General features: G+C 48.3%; 18 protein-coding genes. 4 read left to right on the top strand and 14 right to left on the bottom strand.

Annotation, left to right across the window (positions count from 1 at the left end; genetic code table 11):
- Nucleotides 1-6 precede the first annotated feature (6 nt).
- Complete coding sequence (locus ACO05Z_RS04605) at nt 7-858, bottom strand: NAD(+)/NADH kinase (protein WP_421900979.1); 852 nt, start codon at nt 856-858, stop codon at nt 7-9.
- Nucleotides 859-1,091: 233 nt separating this feature from the next.
- Here ACO05Z_RS04605 and ACO05Z_RS04600 point away from each other — a divergent pair, with 233 nt between their 5' ends.
- A complete protein-coding gene (locus ACO05Z_RS04600; RefSeq protein WP_421900977.1) occupies nt 1,092-1,508 on the top strand; it encodes a DVU0524 family FlgM-associated protein in 417 nt (138 codons plus the stop codon).
- A 58-nt stretch (nt 1,509-1,566) separates the two neighbouring features.
- Nucleotides 1,567-1,866 (top strand): flagellar biosynthesis anti-sigma factor FlgM, encoded by a 300-nt coding sequence (flgM, locus tag ACO05Z_RS04595; RefSeq protein WP_421900975.1) that lies wholly within the window; start codon nt 1,567-1,569, stop codon nt 1,864-1,866.
- A 134-nt stretch (nt 1,867-2,000) separates the two neighbouring features.
- Here the strand turns inward: flgM and fliW are convergent, their stop codons facing one another.
- The 13 genes from fliW to ACO05Z_RS04530 form a co-directional block, all read right to left on the bottom strand.
- Nucleotides 2,001-2,453 (bottom strand): flagellar assembly protein FliW, encoded by a 453-nt coding sequence (fliW, locus tag ACO05Z_RS04590; RefSeq protein WP_421900973.1) that lies wholly within the window; start codon nt 2,451-2,453, stop codon nt 2,001-2,003.
- A complete protein-coding gene (gene csrA / locus ACO05Z_RS04585) occupies nt 2,429-2,668 on the bottom strand; it encodes a carbon storage regulator CsrA (protein ID WP_015850902.1) in 240 nt (79 codons plus the stop codon). The genes fliW and csrA overlap by 25 nt, the downstream gene beginning before the upstream one ends.
- A gap of 148 nt (nt 2,669-2,816) precedes the next feature.
- Nucleotides 2,817-4,391, bottom strand: coding sequence for a flagellar hook-associated protein FlgL (gene flgL / locus ACO05Z_RS04580; RefSeq protein ID WP_421900971.1), 1,575 nt, complete (start codon nt 4,389-4,391; stop codon nt 2,817-2,819).
- Nucleotides 4,392-4,418: 27 nt separating this feature from the next.
- Complete coding sequence (gene flgK / locus ACO05Z_RS04575) at nt 4,419-6,533, bottom strand: flagellar hook-associated protein FlgK (protein ID WP_421900969.1); 2,115 nt, start codon at nt 6,531-6,533, stop codon at nt 4,419-4,421.
- Nucleotides 6,533-7,012 (bottom strand): flagellar export chaperone FlgN, encoded by a 480-nt coding sequence (gene flgN, locus ACO05Z_RS04570; RefSeq protein ID WP_421900967.1) that lies wholly within the window; start codon nt 7,010-7,012, stop codon nt 6,533-6,535. Before flgN ends, flgK begins: the two co-directional genes overlap by 1 nt.
- Nucleotides 7,013-7,089: 77 nt before the next feature.
- The gene (locus ACO05Z_RS04565; RefSeq protein WP_421900965.1) at nt 7,090-7,809 is read right to left on the bottom strand and encodes a rod-binding protein; all 720 of its coding nucleotides are present in this window, start codon (nt 7,807-7,809) and stop codon (nt 7,090-7,092) included.
- A 251-nt stretch (nt 7,810-8,060) separates the two neighbouring features.
- Nucleotides 8,061-10,478 carry a methyl-accepting chemotaxis protein gene (locus ACO05Z_RS04560; protein WP_421900963.1) on the bottom strand — a complete coding sequence of 806 codons (2,418 nt, stop codon included), beginning with the start codon at nt 10,476-10,478 and terminating at the stop codon, nt 8,061-8,063.
- A gap of 226 nt (nt 10,479-10,704) precedes the next feature.
- On the bottom strand, nt 10,705-11,838 hold the full coding sequence (locus tag ACO05Z_RS04555; protein ID WP_421900961.1) for a flagellar basal body P-ring protein FlgI: 1,134 nt from the start codon (nt 11,836-11,838) through the stop codon (nt 10,705-10,707).
- A gap of 58 nt (nt 11,839-11,896) precedes the next feature.
- Nucleotides 11,897-12,595: a flagellar basal body L-ring protein FlgH gene (locus ACO05Z_RS04550; protein ID WP_421900959.1), complete on the bottom strand. Its 699-nt coding sequence runs from the start codon at nt 12,593-12,595 to the stop codon at nt 11,897-11,899.
- A gap of 21 nt (nt 12,596-12,616) precedes the next feature.
- A complete protein-coding gene (gene flgA / locus ACO05Z_RS04545) occupies nt 12,617-13,621 on the bottom strand; it encodes a flagellar basal body P-ring formation chaperone FlgA (RefSeq protein WP_421900957.1) in 1,005 nt (334 codons plus the stop codon).
- 27 nt (nt 13,622-13,648) lie between these two features.
- Complete coding sequence (gene flgG, locus ACO05Z_RS04540; RefSeq protein ID WP_015850893.1) at nt 13,649-14,431, bottom strand: flagellar basal-body rod protein FlgG; 783 nt, start codon at nt 14,429-14,431, stop codon at nt 13,649-13,651.
- Between the two features lie 25 nt (nt 14,432-14,456).
- Nucleotides 14,457-15,224, bottom strand: a complete 768-nt coding sequence (flgF, locus tag ACO05Z_RS04535) for a flagellar basal-body rod protein FlgF (RefSeq protein ID WP_421900955.1) — start codon at nt 15,222-15,224, stop codon at nt 14,457-14,459.
- A gap of 144 nt (nt 15,225-15,368) precedes the next feature.
- A complete protein-coding gene (locus ACO05Z_RS04530; RefSeq protein ID WP_421900953.1) occupies nt 15,369-15,641 on the bottom strand; it encodes a hypothetical protein in 273 nt (90 codons plus the stop codon).
- Between the two features lie 431 nt (nt 15,642-16,072).
- Between ACO05Z_RS04530 and rimP the strand changes: the two genes are divergently transcribed.
- Together rimP and nusA are read left to right on the top strand one after the other, a co-directional pair.
- Nucleotides 16,073-16,540: a ribosome maturation factor RimP gene (gene rimP / locus ACO05Z_RS04525; protein WP_421900951.1), complete on the top strand. Its 468-nt coding sequence runs from the start codon at nt 16,073-16,075 to the stop codon at nt 16,538-16,540.
- Nucleotides 16,541-16,614: 74 nt separating this feature from the next.
- Entirely contained in the window at nt 16,615-17,985 is a 1,371-nt protein-coding gene (gene nusA / locus ACO05Z_RS04520) for a transcription termination factor NusA (RefSeq protein WP_421900949.1), read from the top strand.
- Nucleotides 17,986-17,994 lie beyond the last annotated feature (9 nt).

Below are 17,994 nucleotides of genomic sequence, written 5' to 3'. Positions count from 1 at the left end.
GCTGGGTTACTCCGTGAGGAAGCCTTTGCTTCTCAATTTTTCAAAAAAAGTATTGCTGCGGATGCGGGCCAGCATGAGGTCTTTCTTATGTTTGGAAATGATCACCCGGTATCCCACACTTAGAGGATATGGCACACGCCCGTCTTCGGTAAGGTAGACATCACCTGAAGTTTCCCCGATATCGATGGTCAACGGGGTATCAACAGGCAAAACCATGGGGCGAATACCATTTAAAAAGGGACAGACCGGGGTCACGCACATGGCTGCAAGCTCCGGATGGACCAACGGTCCTCCGGCGGAAACATTGTAAGCAGTTGATCCGGTGGGAGTGGAAACGATAAGTCCGTCAGCACGCAGATTCTTGATCCACTGCCCCTTCTGGCCGATATCAAGGGAAATAATTCTGGCCACTGCACCACGGGAAATAACAAGATCGTTAATGGCAACACCGCGGGCAACAATGCCGTTTCCGCGCTGGACTTCGTAATCAAAAGCGGTTCGCGGAGAAAGATCCAGTTCGTTACTGAAGAACCTTTCCAATGCAATTTCCCAATCTTCAGGAAGGACCTCAGCCAAAAATCCTACCCGGCCATGGTTGATACCCAGCACTGGAACTTCCCAATCAATGACATTTCCGGCAACACTGATAAAAGTACCGTCCCCGCCCAGAACCAATACCAGCATGGTATTTTCCCGGTAAATGGAAACGTTTATCCTTGCCGGAGGATAAGGATGTTCCACAATATCGCAATCAACACCGCGCAGGCTGAGCCAGCGGGCAATTTCCCCACCCAATGCAGCAGAATCTCCTCCGCCGGACTTGGTGACAATTAAAACAGAACCTTGACTATCTGACATAGATAACTCTCCTATTAGAAAGAAGCCCAAGATTCAACTATTTGCTGCTTTAAAAAAACAAAGATTATAATTTGCTGTCACTATACTTTTTTTGGGACAGATTTTAAGCTTATTTTTACACCAACCTGTAACAGGCTGTAAAAGATAAAAAATATTTTTCATTTTTTTTCTTAAATTACCCTAAAGAATATATTGAAACCTGCCGATACAGGGTATGAGGAGGATTATGCACCGTGGCTAACAACCCTGCAGAAATACGTAACATGCTGCGCACCTATGGAAAGCAGCTGACCAGTGCCAAGCGACTGGCTCGATTCAGGCGTGCCCTGAAGAGGTCCGAGTCTCCTGACACGGTTACTATTTCACGGCAGGCAAGGCGTCGCGAGCTGGTAGAAAAAGTTTCCCGGGAAATTATCGAAAATCTCATCGTCTCGGGTAATGAAAATCCGGTAGTGTCCGATATATTAGAACAGCTGGAACTTGATTTCGGTGATCGCTATGTTTTCGAGTACCCTCTCGACGGCAGCGATGTACAAGTTCTAAAGGAAACCCCGGAAGGTGTTTTTGATCTGCCGCGTGAAGAAAAAGCACAGGTCATGAACCGACTCTGGGAGATCACACTGGACAAGGTTGACCGGACCATGCTCTGATGCTGGCCGCTCCACATAAACTCATACTATTGTAAATTTGGTAACCCCAGGGGGGATTATGAAGATTAACCAGTATAGCCAGACCCCTCTCAAGGCCTACTCTGACAACCGGGTGAACAACGCTGCGGATAAGACTCAGGCCCAGCAGCAGAGTTCCGCGCCCAGCCGTGACGTTGTAAATGTCTCGTCTCAGGCAAGACTGCTTGGTACTGCTCGACAGGCAGCCACCGACAGCCCGGACACCAGAGAACAAAAGGTAAGAGAACTCAGGGAACAGGTACGCTCAGGTACATACAAGCCGGATATTCGCAAGACGGCTATGAACCTCGTGCGCGATGAAGTGGATTTCTTAAAGTAAAACGGTGAAACCCGATCAAGGATTTCACCGCTTTGATGACTAAATATATGGGAGCTTTCCCGCACAGCTGCCCCGGCAACGCTTCCGGTTACAAGCACATCAAATTATTTTTTTAATTTGATCATGCACCGAAACTAGGAGGGATCATCGTTCGCCGGGCGGAAGTGTGTTGGATACTTGGAGTCCACCTGCGGGACCTGCATACCGCGTTTAGCCTCGGAATTGATCACAATGGGTCCGCCGAGGTTAAGAGTAGTTTCGTTAGGTCTTCCAGGAGGAATGGTAACCGTTACCAGCACTGCAAGCTGACGGACATTCTCCACTCTTAAAATTCTTTTCTCCGCTTCACTCAAACGAACTTCATAGTCGTCCATGAAACTGTAAGGATCAGCCACCAGCAGACCAAGGCCCGGATCTTCGAGACTCTGCAGCAGGAGAAACGGGGAATTCTCGCTAAGCTGAATTAAAGCGAAATCCCTCTTATCGTCAAAGCCGATCAATCCACGGGAAAAATAAATAATACCTTCTTCGGTAATTTCTCTTTCCCCGATACGGGTCCTGATTATTTTTTTTCTTTCTTTTGCCATAACTCGGTCGCAGCAAGAAGATCCTGCTCTGTGTTTTCAAGCGCCAAACGGTTCTGTTCTTTAATCTTGAGGTAAACCTCTTCCCTATAGACAGTTGTTTCAGCCGGTATCTCAAGACCCAGCTTAACCTGTCGGCCTTGCACGCTTAATACCGTGATCTTAATATTGTCATCCAGGTAAAGGGCTTCCCCCGGTCTCCGGGTCAGAATAAGCATATCAATATGTGTGTAAATAATCCTTTTGGATTGTTTCTGCTTTGATCGAAAACATCCGCCACCATGGAAAATATTTTCAGCACTGGGTAAGTAGTAGCGCAAGAAAGGCCCTGCGGGCAAGCACAACTATCTACATTTAAATAAATTTCTAAACATAATTGAGCAGGTTCATCTTCATGATCATGGATGAACTCTTAAGCACGGCCTCGTAAACGATCTGTTGCTGGGAAAGCTTGGTCATAAGTTCCCCGACATCAACATCCTCAATATGCGAGATACGATCCTTCTCGTTAAGCTCAAGACTGGAGAGAACCTGGTCCGCAACCGCAAGCCTGTTTTCCCTGCCACCGACATCGGCAGCCTTGGTCAGCACATGCTTATGGGATAACTTTAAGCTTTCGAGGCACTCCTGCACACCGCTCTGGTTGTTGGTTTCCAGAAAGGCCACAAGGTTACCCATGGTTTCGAGCAGGTTTTGCGTGGGCGAACTGTTACTGGCCGTGAGCATACTATTGTTATTAAAAACAACGCTGGCTCCGGTCGCTCCGGGCTGCTGATAAACACCGCCGAAAATATCCTTACCCACATCGTTGATGCGCACAAATTCATTTTCCTGAATCTGGACATCCATGGCAGCAGTATCAGGATGGACAAGGAACTGTGCTCCGGATGACAAGGCATTTGAGCCACCATTTGAATGGATGGTCAAAGTTCCGCCGGGAATGGTCAGTACTACGTTGGAAGCAACGCCGTCAGCAGGCTTGATGTTACCATCAACCCAGCTGACCCCGCCATCAAGACTGTAGGAATATTCTATCTGACTCGCCAGATCGGTAGTATTGTCAATGCGTACAACTACATCTTTGGTAAAATTACCTTCAGCCTGATTCAAAGGACCATTCAGGGTGGTGTTCATGCCGACAACGTCGATAGCATCAGCGTCGTCACCCATGTACTGTGCTGTAGGCCTGACCCACATCCAAGTACCGGAAGAGTCGTTAGTATCTGTCGCCGAATTGGCAGTGACCGGAATATTGACGGGAGGTGCACCAAGATCGAAATCCATGGTTACGCCGTCGAAATCCAGCTGGGTATTACCGGCAGCTAGAGTCTTGGTGATAAAAGTCTTTCCGCCATCCTTGGAGTAGCGGTAGTCAAGATCAGCACCGCCGCCGATATCACCGGAATCGAGAAATTGAACAACTATGGTTTTATCGGCACTGCCGTTGATAGTAAAATTTCGTGAAGAAACATTGGCATCATTGGTCGTCATCCAAAGAGTTTCAGCAAAGGCGTTTTGCTCAACCTTATGACCGGCATAGATACTCTTGCCTTCATATTCGGTATTGGCAAGAGACACCAACTGCTGGAAAAGCTGACGGGCTTCATAACTGATCTGCTCTCTGTTATCGGCTGTAATAGTACCGGTAGCTCCCTGCTCGGCCAGTCCCTTAGCACGGGTCAGGATAGTTGAAACCTGAGTAAGGGTGGCATCTGAAAGGGAAAGCCAACCCTTGGCGGTATCGATGTTATCCCGGTACTGCTTGACTGTGGCAAGGGTTTCACGATGGTCGAGAATACGAGCCATGCCCACAGGATCATCAGAAGGCTTATTAACCTTCTTCTGGGTCTGTGCCTGAATGTTAGTCTCCACCAGATCGGTCAGAGATCTATTCATGTTTGACACATAAGTGTTGAAAAGCATTTGCTGTGATACTCTCATAGCCTTTCTCCCTCAGCCTTTGAAACCTTAATTCTTCATTCCCAGAAGGGTCTGAAGCATCTGGTCAGCGGTTGTGATCAGCTTTGCAGCAGCAGTGTATGAATGCTGGAATTTGATCAGGTTACTCATTTCTTCATCAATATTCACACCCGACACGGCCTGCTGCTTCTCGTTAAGATCGGATGCAAGTGTTTCCTGAAAATTCTTATTGAACTTGGCGGTTCCGGTATCAGCACCAACCACTGCAACAGTACCGTCGTAATATTCAATCAGGGTCTGCTTAGTGGTGCCGTCAAAAGCGGTGGTAATGTCCAGATCGGTCATACCCATCTGCTTCATTTTGAGAGCATTGGTGTTGTCACCTTCGTTGGCCTCACCGGCACCGTTCACATGCCCGGCATTAATAAAATCAATATCCCCGTTGACTCCGCCGTTAACTGCGATGTCCAAGGCCTGCGAACCGCTGAAATAGGTATTCAATCCAAGGGCCGCATAAAGACCGGAGGTATCGGTCCCCATCTGGAAGTTGTATCCATCCTTGGCGGTGATATGCAGCTTGTGGTTCACAATGGAAGCATCAACATATGTTCCGAAGGAGGCATTGATAGCAGTTTCCACATCCTCAAGACTATGCACAGAAGGATCAAAATTCTGGACACCCGGAGGAGCAATGGAACTGAAATCAATCTGTCCGGAAGCTTCCATCGCACCGGTGGAAGAGTTATAGAAATACATCAGGGAGTTACCGGATTGCAACCTGTCTGCGAAAGGCAGACCGGAAGATCCGCTACCCAGAGCTGCTGTATCAGTGTTAACTCCGTAAGTTCCTTCCAGTGAGGTGTGAGCCTTGAGTCCCGCTCCCTGTGAGTGGATACGGTTGGTCTGCCAGACGAGTTCCTTGGTCAGGGCGTCCATGCGCTCTTTGTATCTGCCCACTGCATTATCGCGGAAGTTAAAAAGACCAGCCAGAGAACCACCGGTAACCCTTCTGGTATTATCCTGTCCTGCGAAGTTGATCTGCGGAGTGATGTTTTCCCTGGTGGAGGTATTCTCTACCCAGTACAAGGCACTCTTGGGCACGATGTTAAACTTATCGCCCACCGACATATTGGTGGTGGGGGCTGTGGAAGGATCAGAACCTGTTCCGAACCAGATTTGCAGGTCATCGACCTGAATGGCTCCGGATTCAGTGTTGGCAGTAAAAGTCTTTACGGTACCGTCATCATTCTTGAGCCAAGTGGTTCCGCCATCGAGGGAAACACGGTATTCAGCTGTTCCCATGCCGCCTGCGGTTACGCACTCCAGAGTGTATTCGAACTCACTGGAACCGGCAAAGTAGGCCTTGCCATCAAAATTTGATGCCGGAGTCAGGTTGTTCTGACTCTGCGGGCCATCGTAAGAAATACTAAAATGCTTATCACCGTCCACCAAGGTCTGTCCGGCTCCGGTGGTAATGGTGATGCTGCCCTTTCCATTATCGATCATCTTTGTATCCATGATCTCGGAAAGTTCACGGATCAAAGTGGCTCTTTCATCATAAAGGGCATTGGGATTGTTCTGACCGTCAACCTGATCCACGTTGATACGCTGGTTGATCTCGGCGATACGCTCCATGATATCGTTAGCCTTGGTCACATCCTGCTTGATGTAATCTTCAACCTGCTGCTGGTAGCGGGTCATGTCGTTCTGCATGCTGTGCAGGGAATTGACAAGGTTGGTGGTATCACTGAGTAACTGCTGACGGGAAGCTGCATCGTTGGGACGCTGGCTGAGTTCCTGCCAGTCATTGAAAAATTTTGTCAGGCTTGAGTTAAGACCGTATCCCTTTGATTCGTTGAAAAGGGATTCAACACTGCTCAAGGTATTGTAAAGGGTGTCCCAGCGCTCGCGCATTGTGGCCTTATCATTATAACTGTTCTCTACGAACTGGTCGAAGTTACGGTAAACTTCAGCAGCACGTACACCGGTACCAAGCTGGCCCGGGCTGTAGTTAATGCTGACCCGTTCTTCGAGACGGACCTTACGGCGGGAGTATCCTTCAGTGTTAACATTGGAAATGTTATCACCGGTTACAGATATCGCCGACTGGGAGGCAAAAAGGGCCCCTGTGCCCAGATTCAGAAGAGAATTAACACCGGGCATTAGAGCCTCCCGTTAATTAATGAAGCCTGAGGCTTGGGATTTGAATAACGCCCGCGTGCAGAGTAAACATTCCTTTCCTTGGGAGTAATTTCCTTATGCAGGAAATCCAGCATGGAAGAAGACTGTTCAAGCAGGGCCTGGGCCAACTGATGATTCTTAGTAGCCTGAATACCGCACTTCTGTTCAAGCTCATCAATCTTAGAGAGGAGCCTTTCGATATCCTTGCGCTGACCATCTTCAATGGCAGGAAGGATCTGTCCGAGCCGCTGTGCAGATGGGTCAAATTTTTGAACAAAGGACCTCATGGACATACGCTCTGCTGATATTTGTCTCATAAGCTCCTGAATTACCAGTTCAACCCCGGTAACACCTTGCGGGTCTTTGTTCATAAGCAGGGAAAATTCTTCCTGAAGAAGCATGGAGAGCAACAAGACTGCCTTTGACTGTCTGTCAAGATTTGCCTGTATAAGTTTGATCATTTCCCTCTCCTCCCTACTTAATATACTGATATTTATTAAATTTTATATTTTTCTAAGATTTCTTAACAAAACCTTGCCTATATACCAGCAAGTTTCTTGCCAATTTCTTCAGCAGTTACACCCTGCACATAAACTTTTGTATCATGCTCCTGCTCAATCTTTCGGGCCAACTCCTCAATCTTAGCCATAGCCTCAGTTCTGCTCATGGGATTTGAAGCGGCTGAATTTGCGGAATTCTCACGGGCAACCTGGCGCTCAACGCGTTGCCCAAAACTAAAGTCTTCATCTTCAAGAGAAATTCCGGGCTTAGGCAGAGGAATTCCGGGGATTCCGTCTTCACCTTTATTGATTGAGGCCAGACGGGTCCCATGAACTGAACCCTGACGCCCTACTTCATCAAGAGTTTTCAAGGCAGTGGAATTGCCAGTACCCGGAAGGGTTGATTTGCTGGCGTTTTCCAGCTTGGCGCGCAACTGGTCGTAAAGCATGTCACCAAGCCCGATACCGCCGCCTTCAGCCAGTTTTTCGGAAAAATCCTTATCAAACATGGCAGTGTATTGCTGCTCATATCTGTTACTCAGGTAACCGCCCTTAGGCACGTTCTTGCGCATCTGCTGCCAGATCTTGCCCATGAAAACCGCTTCAAACTTCTTACAGGCGTCGCGTAAAGCCGCCTCCTGATCCTTCCCACCGGAAAGGCGGTCATTCAGGCTGGTAAGCTTACGCTTAAACCCCTGCAACTCTTTGCTTTCCGCATTAGCCTGCGCGGTAGCTGTGTTCATTGCGTTATCGATCATATTTTACTTCCTCCAGTTCATGCACGGCCCCGGACAAAACTCGCCAGAGACCACTTTCATCCCTATCAAAGCAAATTACATACCGCCACTCACAACCACCTATGATCATTAACTTAAAAGCTAATCCAAGATCGCAAAAACGTATAAAACCCAACTTATCACCTGCAAAGTCAGTACTTTGACTAACCTGTCTTTGATTTAAACTTCACCATATAAAAAGGGCCGCTCTCTTTAAGAAAGCGGCCCTTGGATTAATGCATTGAAATAATTATGTCGTTTAGTTGCTTAAAGGCTTTTTGTAATTGCCTTACGCTGTCATCTGATCGCGTCATGACCTCATTGGTTTCTTCGGCCATCCCCCTTACTTCTCCCGCCGTTTTAGCAATCTGTTCGGTGGCCGCCGACTGTTGATCCGTGGCTGTGGCTATGCCGGTGATCATATCACTGGTAACCTCAGCAAACTCGGCAATCTTCTTGAAGGCAACATCTGTCTTCTGAACGTTTTCCACGCTTGTGGTCACTTCAGCCTCCACGTGGGTAATCGACCGGAAACATTGCCGTGAGTTGCTCTGGATAGCGCCGATGGCACCTTCAACCTCCCCGGTAGCATCAATGGTTTTTTCAGCCAACTTGCGCACTTCATCCGCCACAACTGAAAATCCGCGTCCAGCCTCGCCCGCACGGGCGGCCTCAATAGCAGCATTCAAAGCCAGCAGGTTGGTCTGGTCCGCAATGTCATTAATAATCTTCATTACATCACCGATCGCATCCGCCTGATGGCCCAAAGTTTTCAAGTCCTCCTGCGTTGAAGAAACAAGCTCCCTTACAGAATGAATAGAAGAAATTGTCTCTCCGGCAACTAGCACTCCGTTGGCTGCCTGCTCCTTTGTTCCCTCGGCATTTGCAGCAGTCAGCGAAGCATTCTGGGCGACTTCCTGAATAGTCGAGCTCAGTTCATCAATGGCTGTCACGGTTTCCAGCAGACAAGCTTCCTGCTCGGAGGTCATTTGGCTGGAGCTGGCAACATCTTCCATCAGTGAATGCAGGGACTCGGAAGTTATTCCTGACAACTGCTCCGCCTCCACAGCAGCGTGTTCAATGCGGTCCTTTTGTTCTTCAATGGCCCGCTGCTGGGCTTTGAGCTCAGTGATGTCATTCCAGAAAGTGATACCTCCCAAGACTTCGCCCTTATCACTTCGGACAAGCACGACATCAATTAGCATCTCGAAAGCCTTACCCTTGGGGTTGGTGTAGGCAAAAGGCACTTTATGTCTGGCCCTTCCATCCTTGAACACTTCACTCAAGATCACAGGACGATTGGCATCATCAAAAAAGAACTTTGCAATGTTCCAGCCTTGGAAATCATCAGATTTGCCTGTCCTCCCGGTAGTATTGATCATGCTGTCGCTGCAGTTGATCAAACGCATCTCAGTATCAACAACGGCAAACGGATTTTGTATGCCTGCGAGGATACCTTTGAACAGGTCCATCTCCGTCTGCAATTGCCCGAGAATGGTGACTGTCATATTTCTAAGACTATCGGCAAGCACTCCGATTTCATCAGAACGCTCTAGGGCAAGACTGGCATTAAAATCCCCCTGCTCAATACTTTTTGCGTAGGACACAACTTTGCTCAACGGACGGGTGACCAGCCAGCGGGTCAGTCCCAGTAAGACCAATCCGACCATAACAATAAGCAAAGTGCCGGACCAATACAGCTTATAGATTATTTCGTCAGCTCCGGCTTCGATTTCAGCCTTTGGTTTTACAACAGTTAAGAACCATTCATGCAATATATTTTGCGAAGGGATATCAACATGCATGGAAAGATAACGGAAATCTTCGCCAGTTCCTGCAATAGAAAAAAAGTCGTCTTTTCCGTCAGAAATTTCCTGAAGATATTCTGTGTGATCCCCTAATTCCTTTTTCAGGATCAGTTTTGAATTATGGTGGGCAATAAACATATTGCGGTCATCGCTGAAAAAGACACTCCCTCGCTCTCCCATGCGAATTTTCTTAATAAACATATCAGTGAAATAGTCCATCTGGGGAGCAAGGACAACCGTCCCCACATGTCGTCCACTGTCGTAAACGGGAACTGCGATAACAAAAATAGGATTACCCCGTAGCAGACTGGGGTAGACCTGACTGATGAAGTAATCCTTACCGCCACGGGAAGCCTTGATGAAACTCATCTGCGGATTACATTTACCGACAGTTTTTCCATTTACTGTATCAACAAAGAATTGACCGTCTGAAATCCTGCGCGACTGCCCGTTGACAGTTACGCTCAACGTAGAATCATCGACCTTGTGCAGGGCCAGAGGTATATTTTCATAGAATCCATAACGGTCATGGATGCTTTGCAAATAACTTTGCGCTTTAGACACAATCTCTTCATTTTCAGGATGGGAACAGGCTTGTATAACCGATTGAGAATTGGCTATCAGTTTGGCAAGGCTAACCTGACTTTGAATCCAATCAGTGAGAGCCATGGAAAGAGTCTGCAATGTTGCTGTACTTTCAGCCTTATCTGTTTCCAACTCCTCTTGAACCAGACTGCGGTGCAGGTAGAAGCCGAATCCTGAAGAAAAAAGAGTAAGGACCAGCAGTACGCATCCTATATATCTTACTGCTAAGTATCTGGATAAAAAATTCTTCTTTTTCATATGTGCTATACTCCGAACAAACGTGTTGTAAAAAATGAGTTCTCATAGCACATTTTAAATTATAGCTAAGATATACGCGCTCTGGTCCAACCAGCGGGAATAAATACTCTTGTACCCACAACACACATTAACAGCATAATATTCCTCTATATTTTTTACAAAAAAAAGCCCGACAGTAACCTGCCGGGCTTTTCCTGAATTTATTTCTATCAACAGTTTTTACTATTTAGATCACCTCAAGCTCTGCATGCAATGCTCCGGCAACCTTCATTGTTCTCAGGATTGAAATGAGGTCACGCGGGGTTGCACCGATGGCATTCAGTCCGTCAACCAGTTCCTGCAAGGTTGCACCCTCAACAAGCATCAGCCTGTTGTTATCTTCTTCAACCTGAAGATCTGTCTCAGGAGTTGTCACAGTCTCCGCGCCTTCAGGTGCAAAAGGACCGGGCTGGCTTACGTCTGCACCCTCTGCAATAACAACCTGCAGGTTACCGTGAGCAATGGCGACCTTGGTCAGGCGAACATTACGTCCCAGAACAACTGTTCCGGTCTTTTCATCGACCACGACCTTGGCCTTGGTGTCAGGTGCAATTTCAAGATTCTCAAGAGCAGCCATGAGCGGAACCATGTTGCCCCGGAAATGTTCAGGAATGGCAAGATCAACTGTGGAGGCATCGACTGCATTGGCATATGACCCGCCGACCACGCCGTTAATCCTCTTCACAACCTGCATGGTGGTACCGAAATCAGAAACACCAAGGTTGATGGTAATCTTCTGCTGACGGTTGAAATCAAAAGGAACGGAACGTTCAATGGTCGCCCCGGAAGGAATGCGGGCCACGGTAACCACGTTCTTGGATGCAGTAGCAGCTTCGCCGCTTGCGGAAAAACCACCTACGGTTAACGCGCCCTGAGCAAGGGCATAAACCTTGCCGTCAATACCTTTAAGGGGAGTCATCAAAAGCACGCCGCCGAACAGAGACTTACTATCACCGATTGATGAAACAGTTACGTCAAGCGGTGCACCGGGTTTAGCGGAAACTGGCATCTTGGCGGTGACCATAACTGCGGCAACGTTTTTGGGCTTGATGGAAGAACGGTCAACCTGAACACCCATTTTTTCCAGCATATTGATCATAGAGGTGATGGTAAATGCGGAGTTGGTTCCGTCACCCGTTCCCGAGAGACCGACAACCAGACCGTAACCGACCAGATCGTTGTCACGCACGCCACTAAAGGATGAAATATCCTTCAGCCTGACCGCTTCCGCGGACTGAGCGTTCATGAGTACGATGAACAGGAGCAATACGGCCGCCGCAAGCCCTGCTGTCATTCTGTTCATCCTCTTAGCGAATTTCATCCTTTCCTCCATTGATCACTGTGACTCTTATATAACCTTACAGATACTCTGCCCAAAATTAGAAGGGCCATACATTATCAAGAATTCTGGAAAGCCAGCCGGGTCTCTGCTTGTCAGCAAGGATACCGCGACCGTAGACTTCGATATGGGCATCAGCCAGATAATTGGATGCCACGGTATTGCTGGGGCCTATATCGCGATGGCGAAGCAGTCCGCGTACGACCAACACCTGAGTTTCATCATTGATACGCACCTGACGCGCACCCTCCACCTGCATGACATTGCCCGGAAGAATACGGACGACCCTACAGGCAACCGATGCGGTGAGAGTTGACTCATTCTTGGTCTCACCAGTGCTTGAAAATTTGTTTGAAGTAGCAGAACCGATCATCGGATTGGTTCCGGCACCACCTTTCATATTGAAAGGATCGATTGCAGTGGCAATCCCTGCATCAAAACCTGTAACAGCAAGGCTGGTATCGTTTGTTTTCTCTGCCTTAGAATCTGAAGTATGTTTACCCTTGCTTGTTTCGGAAACAGTTACCACCACAATATCGCCGATTCGTCTGGCCCTGTTATCATCAAAGAGATATTCGGAATCACTGGCCGCGAAAAGCGAACCGGGATTATTCATAGGTTCAGGTTCGTATTGAGCGGGCGGAGTCATGACCGGCATGGGAGTCGGAGCCTGCTTGGCAGGTGAGCACCCGGCGCAAATGGCCGCAAGAAGCATCATTGCCAGTGTTATTTTTTTCATTTTATTTATTCCTCCGCTTAATTACTTAACCTGAACAATCTGGGCGTTGACGACTGTTGCAACAACCTTACGTTTACTTTGCAAATTGCGTACCGTGATATTCTGACCAACCCCTGCATCCTCAAGGGCTTCCACCGGGACAGTAAGCTTCAGATGCTTACCTCTAAACATCAGAGTGACTTTGTCACCTCTGGCGATGACCGGAGCCGGCTCAATAGATGAACGCATGATGGGTTGCCCGGTTCCTACGGGAACCTTAATCCGCCAAGGACCACCTTTACCATCCCAGACCCGGTCGCCAAGATGAGCCATGTTCTTACTTTTCCAGGTGATCAGATCGGGGGTGACCAATTCCTTACGGTTAATAGGCCGAACAGGACAGGGAACAGGTTTCCAAAGATCAACAAATAATGATCCTGCTAATCGACGCAAAACCTGTCCGTCCACGCTGACTACTTCCATCCTGAAACTATTGCTTCCCGGCTTGAGGGCCCGGGGGATATGAACCCTCAAACTATCCATTGAATCTTTAAAGAACAGATAGGGAGGCAACTTGAATTCCCTGAATTTGTAATCTCCGTCCATGGCTTCTGCCTGCGGGGTCAAGACTTTGACAACAGCTCTTTGCAGCTCTTCCTGCGACATAACCTTTCCGCCGGACTGCATGGTCAAAGTAGACGGGATAATGCAATTACGTACCAATTCACCAAGGTAGTGCTGCAAAATGACCCGCAACTTACTACGGTTCACACGAACTGGCTTACGGCTGCGGGCCGGAGCATTCCAAAGTTCCACCGCAGAAAGATCTGCTTTGGTCTGCGCTGGAAGATCACCGTAAAAATCGGCAATATCACCAAGAGTTACCCTTGGACCATTGACTACAGCGGCAGATTTGATCTTGATCCGCCAGTCGGTGTTTTCCTTTGAAGCCGATGCCCTGGCGGCGGCAAAAGAGACCACCAGCGCAGCAATCAGAAGCATCATTGCACCATTGCGAAACGTTTTGATAAAATCTGCCTTAGTCATAATAAAACCCGTCCTGTCAGTTAATTACTATCGCTTAACGTTAATTGCGGTCTGGAGCATGGAGTCGGAAGTGGTGATGGCTTTGGAATTGGTCTCATAAGCCCTCTGTCCGACAATAAGTCCGACCATTTCATCAACCAGTTCCACGTTGGAACCTTCAAGATACCCCTGAGCAAGAGTACCGAAGTTATCTTCGCCCGGAGTTCCCTGAATAGCTGCACCGGAAGCTTCAGTTTCCACGTAAAGGTTTTTACCTACAGCATTCAGACCGGCTTCGTTGATGAAGTCGTAAATTGTGATGTCTGCACTGGAAAGCTCGGTACCGTTCTTATCAAGTGCGGCAATATGGCCGTCTTCGGAAACAACCACGTTCACAGCCTCGGCGGGAACAGTAAATTCAGGCTGGAGCGGATAACCGTTAGAGGTTACCAGACGCCCGTCACTGTCGAGTTTAAAAGCTCCGGAGCGGGTGTAGGCGTCCTCACCATTGCGGTCCACGAGAAAGAATCCGTTACCTTCAATAGCGATATCGAGCGGGTTACCGGTACTTTCAAAAGACCCCTGACTGAAGAATTTGTGAATGCTGACCTCTTTTACTCCCATACCGATCTGCATACCTGTGGGAAGTCTGTTTCCGCCTTCGGTTTCAGAACCCGCAATTCGCATGGTCTGGTACATGAGGTCTTCGAATTCCACCCTGCTTTTCTTGAACCCCTGAGTGTTCACGTTGGCAAGGTTGTTGGAAAGAACGTCGATGTGAGTCTGCTGGGCAACCATACCTGTGGCCGCTGTCCAGAGTGAACGCATCATAATTTTATCCCCCTGTTTTAATTTATTACATCATTGCCCGGCCAACCTGCTGAATGACTTTCTGGTCAAGCTGGTCGGTGGTGGTAATCATTTTTTGATACATTTCGAAGCTGCGCTGACATTCAATCATCGCAACCATTTCATTAACGACTTCTACATTTGATTTTTCAATGTAGCCCTGAGCAACTTCACCTTCTGCGGGTATTTCGCCACCTTCATTAATAAACAGGTTCTCACCCTGTTTTTTAAGGGCGCGGTAGTCTGCGGGCTGGACAAAATCGAGCCTGCCCACTTCCTGACCGTCCGCGAAGATCACACCTTCGCCGTCAACAGCGACTCTGGAACGTGGCGGAAGATTGACCTCCCCGCCATTAGCCATGACCGGATAGCCCTGCTCAGTAACAAGGGTTCCTTCGGATGAAAGGGTAAAAACACCGTTTCTGGTGAGGAGGGTTTCGCCATTTTTCTGAACCTTGAAAAAACCGTCACCGCGGATTGCAAGATCGAGTGGGTTGCCGGTTTTCTGGAAAGATCCCTGCGACATGTCGATCACTTCTTCAGAAAGTCTTGGGCGGGCCATGATTTTTGCTTCCGGCAGCTGGTCTTTGTCCCTGAGATATGGTTTGGCGTCAGCCACATAGTCATGGGCGAACCTGATAAACGTGTCCTGAAAAGCGCAATTGTCACGTTTAAAGCCGGTAGTATTGACGTTCGCCAAATTATTGGCGCTGATATCAATCCTGTGTTCGTTGGACATGGCCCCGAATAGGGCACTGAAAATACTGGATCGCATGTCTTTTTCTCCTGAAAGAGGATTTACTCCGCATTAGTTGCTGCAGCAGTTATTGCAAAGTGCAGGCCAAAAGATATGGAAACAAAAAAAATCCCGGCCAAACAAATGCTTGACCGGGACAGATTCAATCAGACGGGTTAATTATCAGGCGGAACAGTGAACCACTACCCCGACCCTTACTTCGGGAACTATACCTTGGGTTACTTCAGGACTTTGGTAGCCAATGGTTGCGTCTTCAGCCTCAAAAGCAATAGTAGCATCAAGACTGCGCACTCCCTGGGTGGCCGGGGTGATGACCACATGCCCTGCCGGACCGGGAACAGTGGAACCTGCCGGACCGGCACTGAAGGTCGCCGCCGGGGCTGCCTGCACATGCCCTGCGGGCCCTGCAACTATATTATCAGTAAGTACCGGCATTTTTTTTAATCCTGTTTGTTTTTGTTCCTTATAAGTTAATGATAAATCCAGAATGGGATAAGTCAAATCTACCTGCATGAGAAGACAAAGTCAAAGCATGCATGGTTGCAGCTATTATAATATAATGATACTCATCAACAGACCTGTAACCGGGATAATCCCCATTACGACTTCCCTATTACTCGCCTCAAACACACATTCAGGACTTGACATTGATTCGGGTTATGCCTAAGTTGCTGAACTCGGTGCGGGTGTATCTCAGTGTTCCCAACGGATATACTTCTTGACTTTGAAGTTTCAGGCAAGCCTCTTACGTTCGCATCGGCCTCAATTTTTTCAACCTTTCGTTGGGTTAAGATGCTGAGGTGGGCCTTTTTCAGGTCCACTTTTTTTATTTTGTCCGCCTGAAAACCAGAAACACGGGGTAAGTCGTGGAACAGGGCTCATTAGCCAAAAAAGTAAGCCAGTTCGTGGAGCCGACCATTGAATCAATGGGGCTGACCCTCTGGGGCGTGGAAGTAACTTCCGCCAACCGTCCTGCTGTCATTATTTATATTGATAGCGAAAACGGTGTTAGCATTGACCAGTGCGCAGAAGTAAGCAGGGATGTAGGTCTCATGCTTGAAGTCGAAGAAGTAATCGACAGCGCATACGTACTTGAAGTCTCCTCCCCCGGACTGGAAAGAAAATTTTTCAAACCGGAGCAGATGTCCGCCTACGTAGGCAAAAAGATGGACATCGCCCTCGTATTCTCCATTGAAGGCCGTAAAAAATTCAAAGGTCTTCTTCAGGAAACAGATGAGGAAGGGCTCCTGCTCAAGCTAGAAGATCAGGAAGATCCCATCAAAATCGAATGGGACAGAATTAAGAAAGCAAAACTCATCCACGAGTTTAAATAAATTAATAAGGCAGTCATTCGGCTGGCCGGCACAATTTATGTGTCGTGGTAATTGTGCCGAAGCGGAGGAGCGACATGGGTTCTGAACTCAAAAAAGCGATTGACCAGATCAGCAAGGACCGTGGGATCGACAGAGACCTGCTCATCGATACCCTTGAAGAAGCGGTACGTTCTTCAGTGGCCCGCAAATATGGCGACGCCATGGATATCGAAGTCAACTTCAATGAAGATGCCGGCGAAATCGAAGTCTACCAGTTCAAGGTAGTTGCTGAAGAAGTTGAAGACGAAATCAGCGAGATCACACTCGAAGAAGCAAAAGAACACGATCCCAACGTACAGATTGATGACGAAATGGGTTTCAAACTCAAAGTCGAAGATCTGGGCAGGATCGCCGCCCAATCCGCCAAGCAGGTTATTATCCAGCGTATGCGTGATGCGGAACAGGAAATCATCTACGATGAGTTCAAAAACCGCATGCATGAAATCGTCAGCGGTATCATTCAGCGCCGCGACCGTACCGGTTGGATCATCAACCTCGGACGCACCGAAGCAGTTCTGCCCAAGGGAGAACAGATTCCCCGCGAAAGATACAAACGCGGCGACCGGGTTCAGGCTTTCATCATTGATGTACAGAAAGAATCCCGTGGTCCCCAGATCACTGTTTCCCGCTCCCATCCCGACTACATGAGCGCACTTTTCAAAAGGGAAGTTCCCGAAGTTGACGACGCAACCGTCAAAATCATGGGTGTTGCACGTGATCCGGGACTGCGCGCCAAAGTGGCAGTTAACTCCCTTGACCGCGATGTTGATCCTGTAGGCGCATGCGTTGGTATCCGCGGCTCCCGTATCCAGAACATTGTTCAGGAACTGCGCGGTGAACGCATTGATATCGTCGTCTGGAGTCAGGACATCGCCATGTACGCCCAGAACGCCCTCTCTCCTGCAGTCATCACCAGAATCGCAGTAGATGAAGAAGAGAAAACTCTTGAAGTTGTTGTTCCCGATGATCAGCTCACCGTTGCCATCGGCCGCAAGGGTCAGAACGTAAAACTCGCTTCAAGACTGCTGGGCTGGAAGATCGATGTTTTCACAGAAAGCCGCTACGGCGAAATGAACGCCGCAAGCAAAGGCCTTGACCAGCTGGCAAGCGTTGCTGAAATCCCGGTTGACAACTTCCTCTCCGCAGGATTTGAAACCGTCAGCCAGGTTGCCAATGCTTCCGAAGAAATCCTCATGTCCATTTCCGGCATGACTTCTTCCAAGGTCTCGGACATGAAGTCCGCAATCATGTTGCTGGGCATCGGTGACGCTGAAGAAACTGTTGAAGAGACCGAAACCGAAGCTCCTGTAGAAGAAGCTCAGGTTGAAGAATCTGCACAGACAGAAGAAGCGGTAGAAGAAACCGCAGGCGAAGAATCCGAAGAACAGGAACCTAAAGAAGATTAATAAACTCCG

The organism is Maridesulfovibrio sp. (assembly GCF_965230075.1).
Taxonomy (GTDB): Bacteria; Desulfobacterota; Desulfovibrionia; order Desulfovibrionales; family Desulfovibrionaceae; genus Maridesulfovibrio.
Note: the sequence above shows the minus strand (reverse complement) of the source record. Positions and strands in the feature narration are given on the sequence as shown.

Coding starts and splice junctions, on each gene's coding strand:
- ACO05Z_RS04605 (WP_421900979.1), bottom strand. CDS start 858: ATGTCAGATAGTCAAGGTTCTGTTTTAATTGTCACCAAGTCCGGCGGA.
- flgM (WP_421900975.1), top strand. CDS start 1,567: ATGAAGATTAACCAGTATAGCCAGACCCCTCTCAAGGCCTACTCTGAC.
- fliW (WP_421900973.1), bottom strand. CDS start 2,453: ATGGCAAAAGAAAGAAAAAAAATAATCAGGACCCGTATCGGGGAAAGA.
- csrA (WP_015850902.1), bottom strand. CDS start 2,668: ATGCTTATTCTGACCCGGAGACCGGGGGAAGCCCTTTACCTGGATGAC.
- flgL (WP_421900971.1), bottom strand. CDS start 4,391: ATGAGAGTATCACAGCAAATGCTTTTCAACACTTATGTGTCAAACATG.
- flgK (WP_421900969.1), bottom strand. CDS start 6,533: ATGCCCGGTGTTAATTCTCTTCTGAATCTGGGCACAGGGGCCCTTTTT.
- flgN (WP_421900967.1), bottom strand. CDS start 7,012: ATGATCAAACTTATACAGGCAAATCTTGACAGACAGTCAAAGGCAGTC.
- ACO05Z_RS04565 (WP_421900965.1), bottom strand. CDS start 7,809: ATGATCGATAACGCAATGAACACAGCTACCGCGCAGGCTAATGCGGAA.
- ACO05Z_RS04560 (WP_421900963.1), bottom strand. CDS start 10,478: ATGAAAAAGAAGAATTTTTTATCCAGATACTTAGCAGTAAGATATATA.
- ACO05Z_RS04555 (WP_421900961.1), bottom strand. CDS start 11,838: ATGAAATTCGCTAAGAGGATGAACAGAATGACAGCAGGGCTTGCGGCG.
- ACO05Z_RS04550 (WP_421900959.1), bottom strand. CDS start 12,595: ATGAAAAAAATAACACTGGCAATGATGCTTCTTGCGGCCATTTGCGCC.
- flgA (WP_421900957.1), bottom strand. CDS start 13,621: ATGACTAAGGCAGATTTTATCAAAACGTTTCGCAATGGTGCAATGATG.
- flgG (WP_015850893.1), bottom strand. CDS start 14,431: ATGATGCGTTCACTCTGGACAGCGGCCACAGGTATGGTTGCCCAGCAG.
- flgF (WP_421900955.1), bottom strand. CDS start 15,224: ATGCGATCCAGTATTTTCAGTGCCCTATTCGGGGCCATGTCCAACGAA.
- ACO05Z_RS04530 (WP_421900953.1), bottom strand. CDS start 15,641: ATGCCGGTACTTACTGATAATATAGTTGCAGGGCCCGCAGGGCATGTG.
- nusA (WP_421900949.1), top strand. CDS start 16,615: ATGGGTTCTGAACTCAAAAAAGCGATTGACCAGATCAGCAAGGACCGT.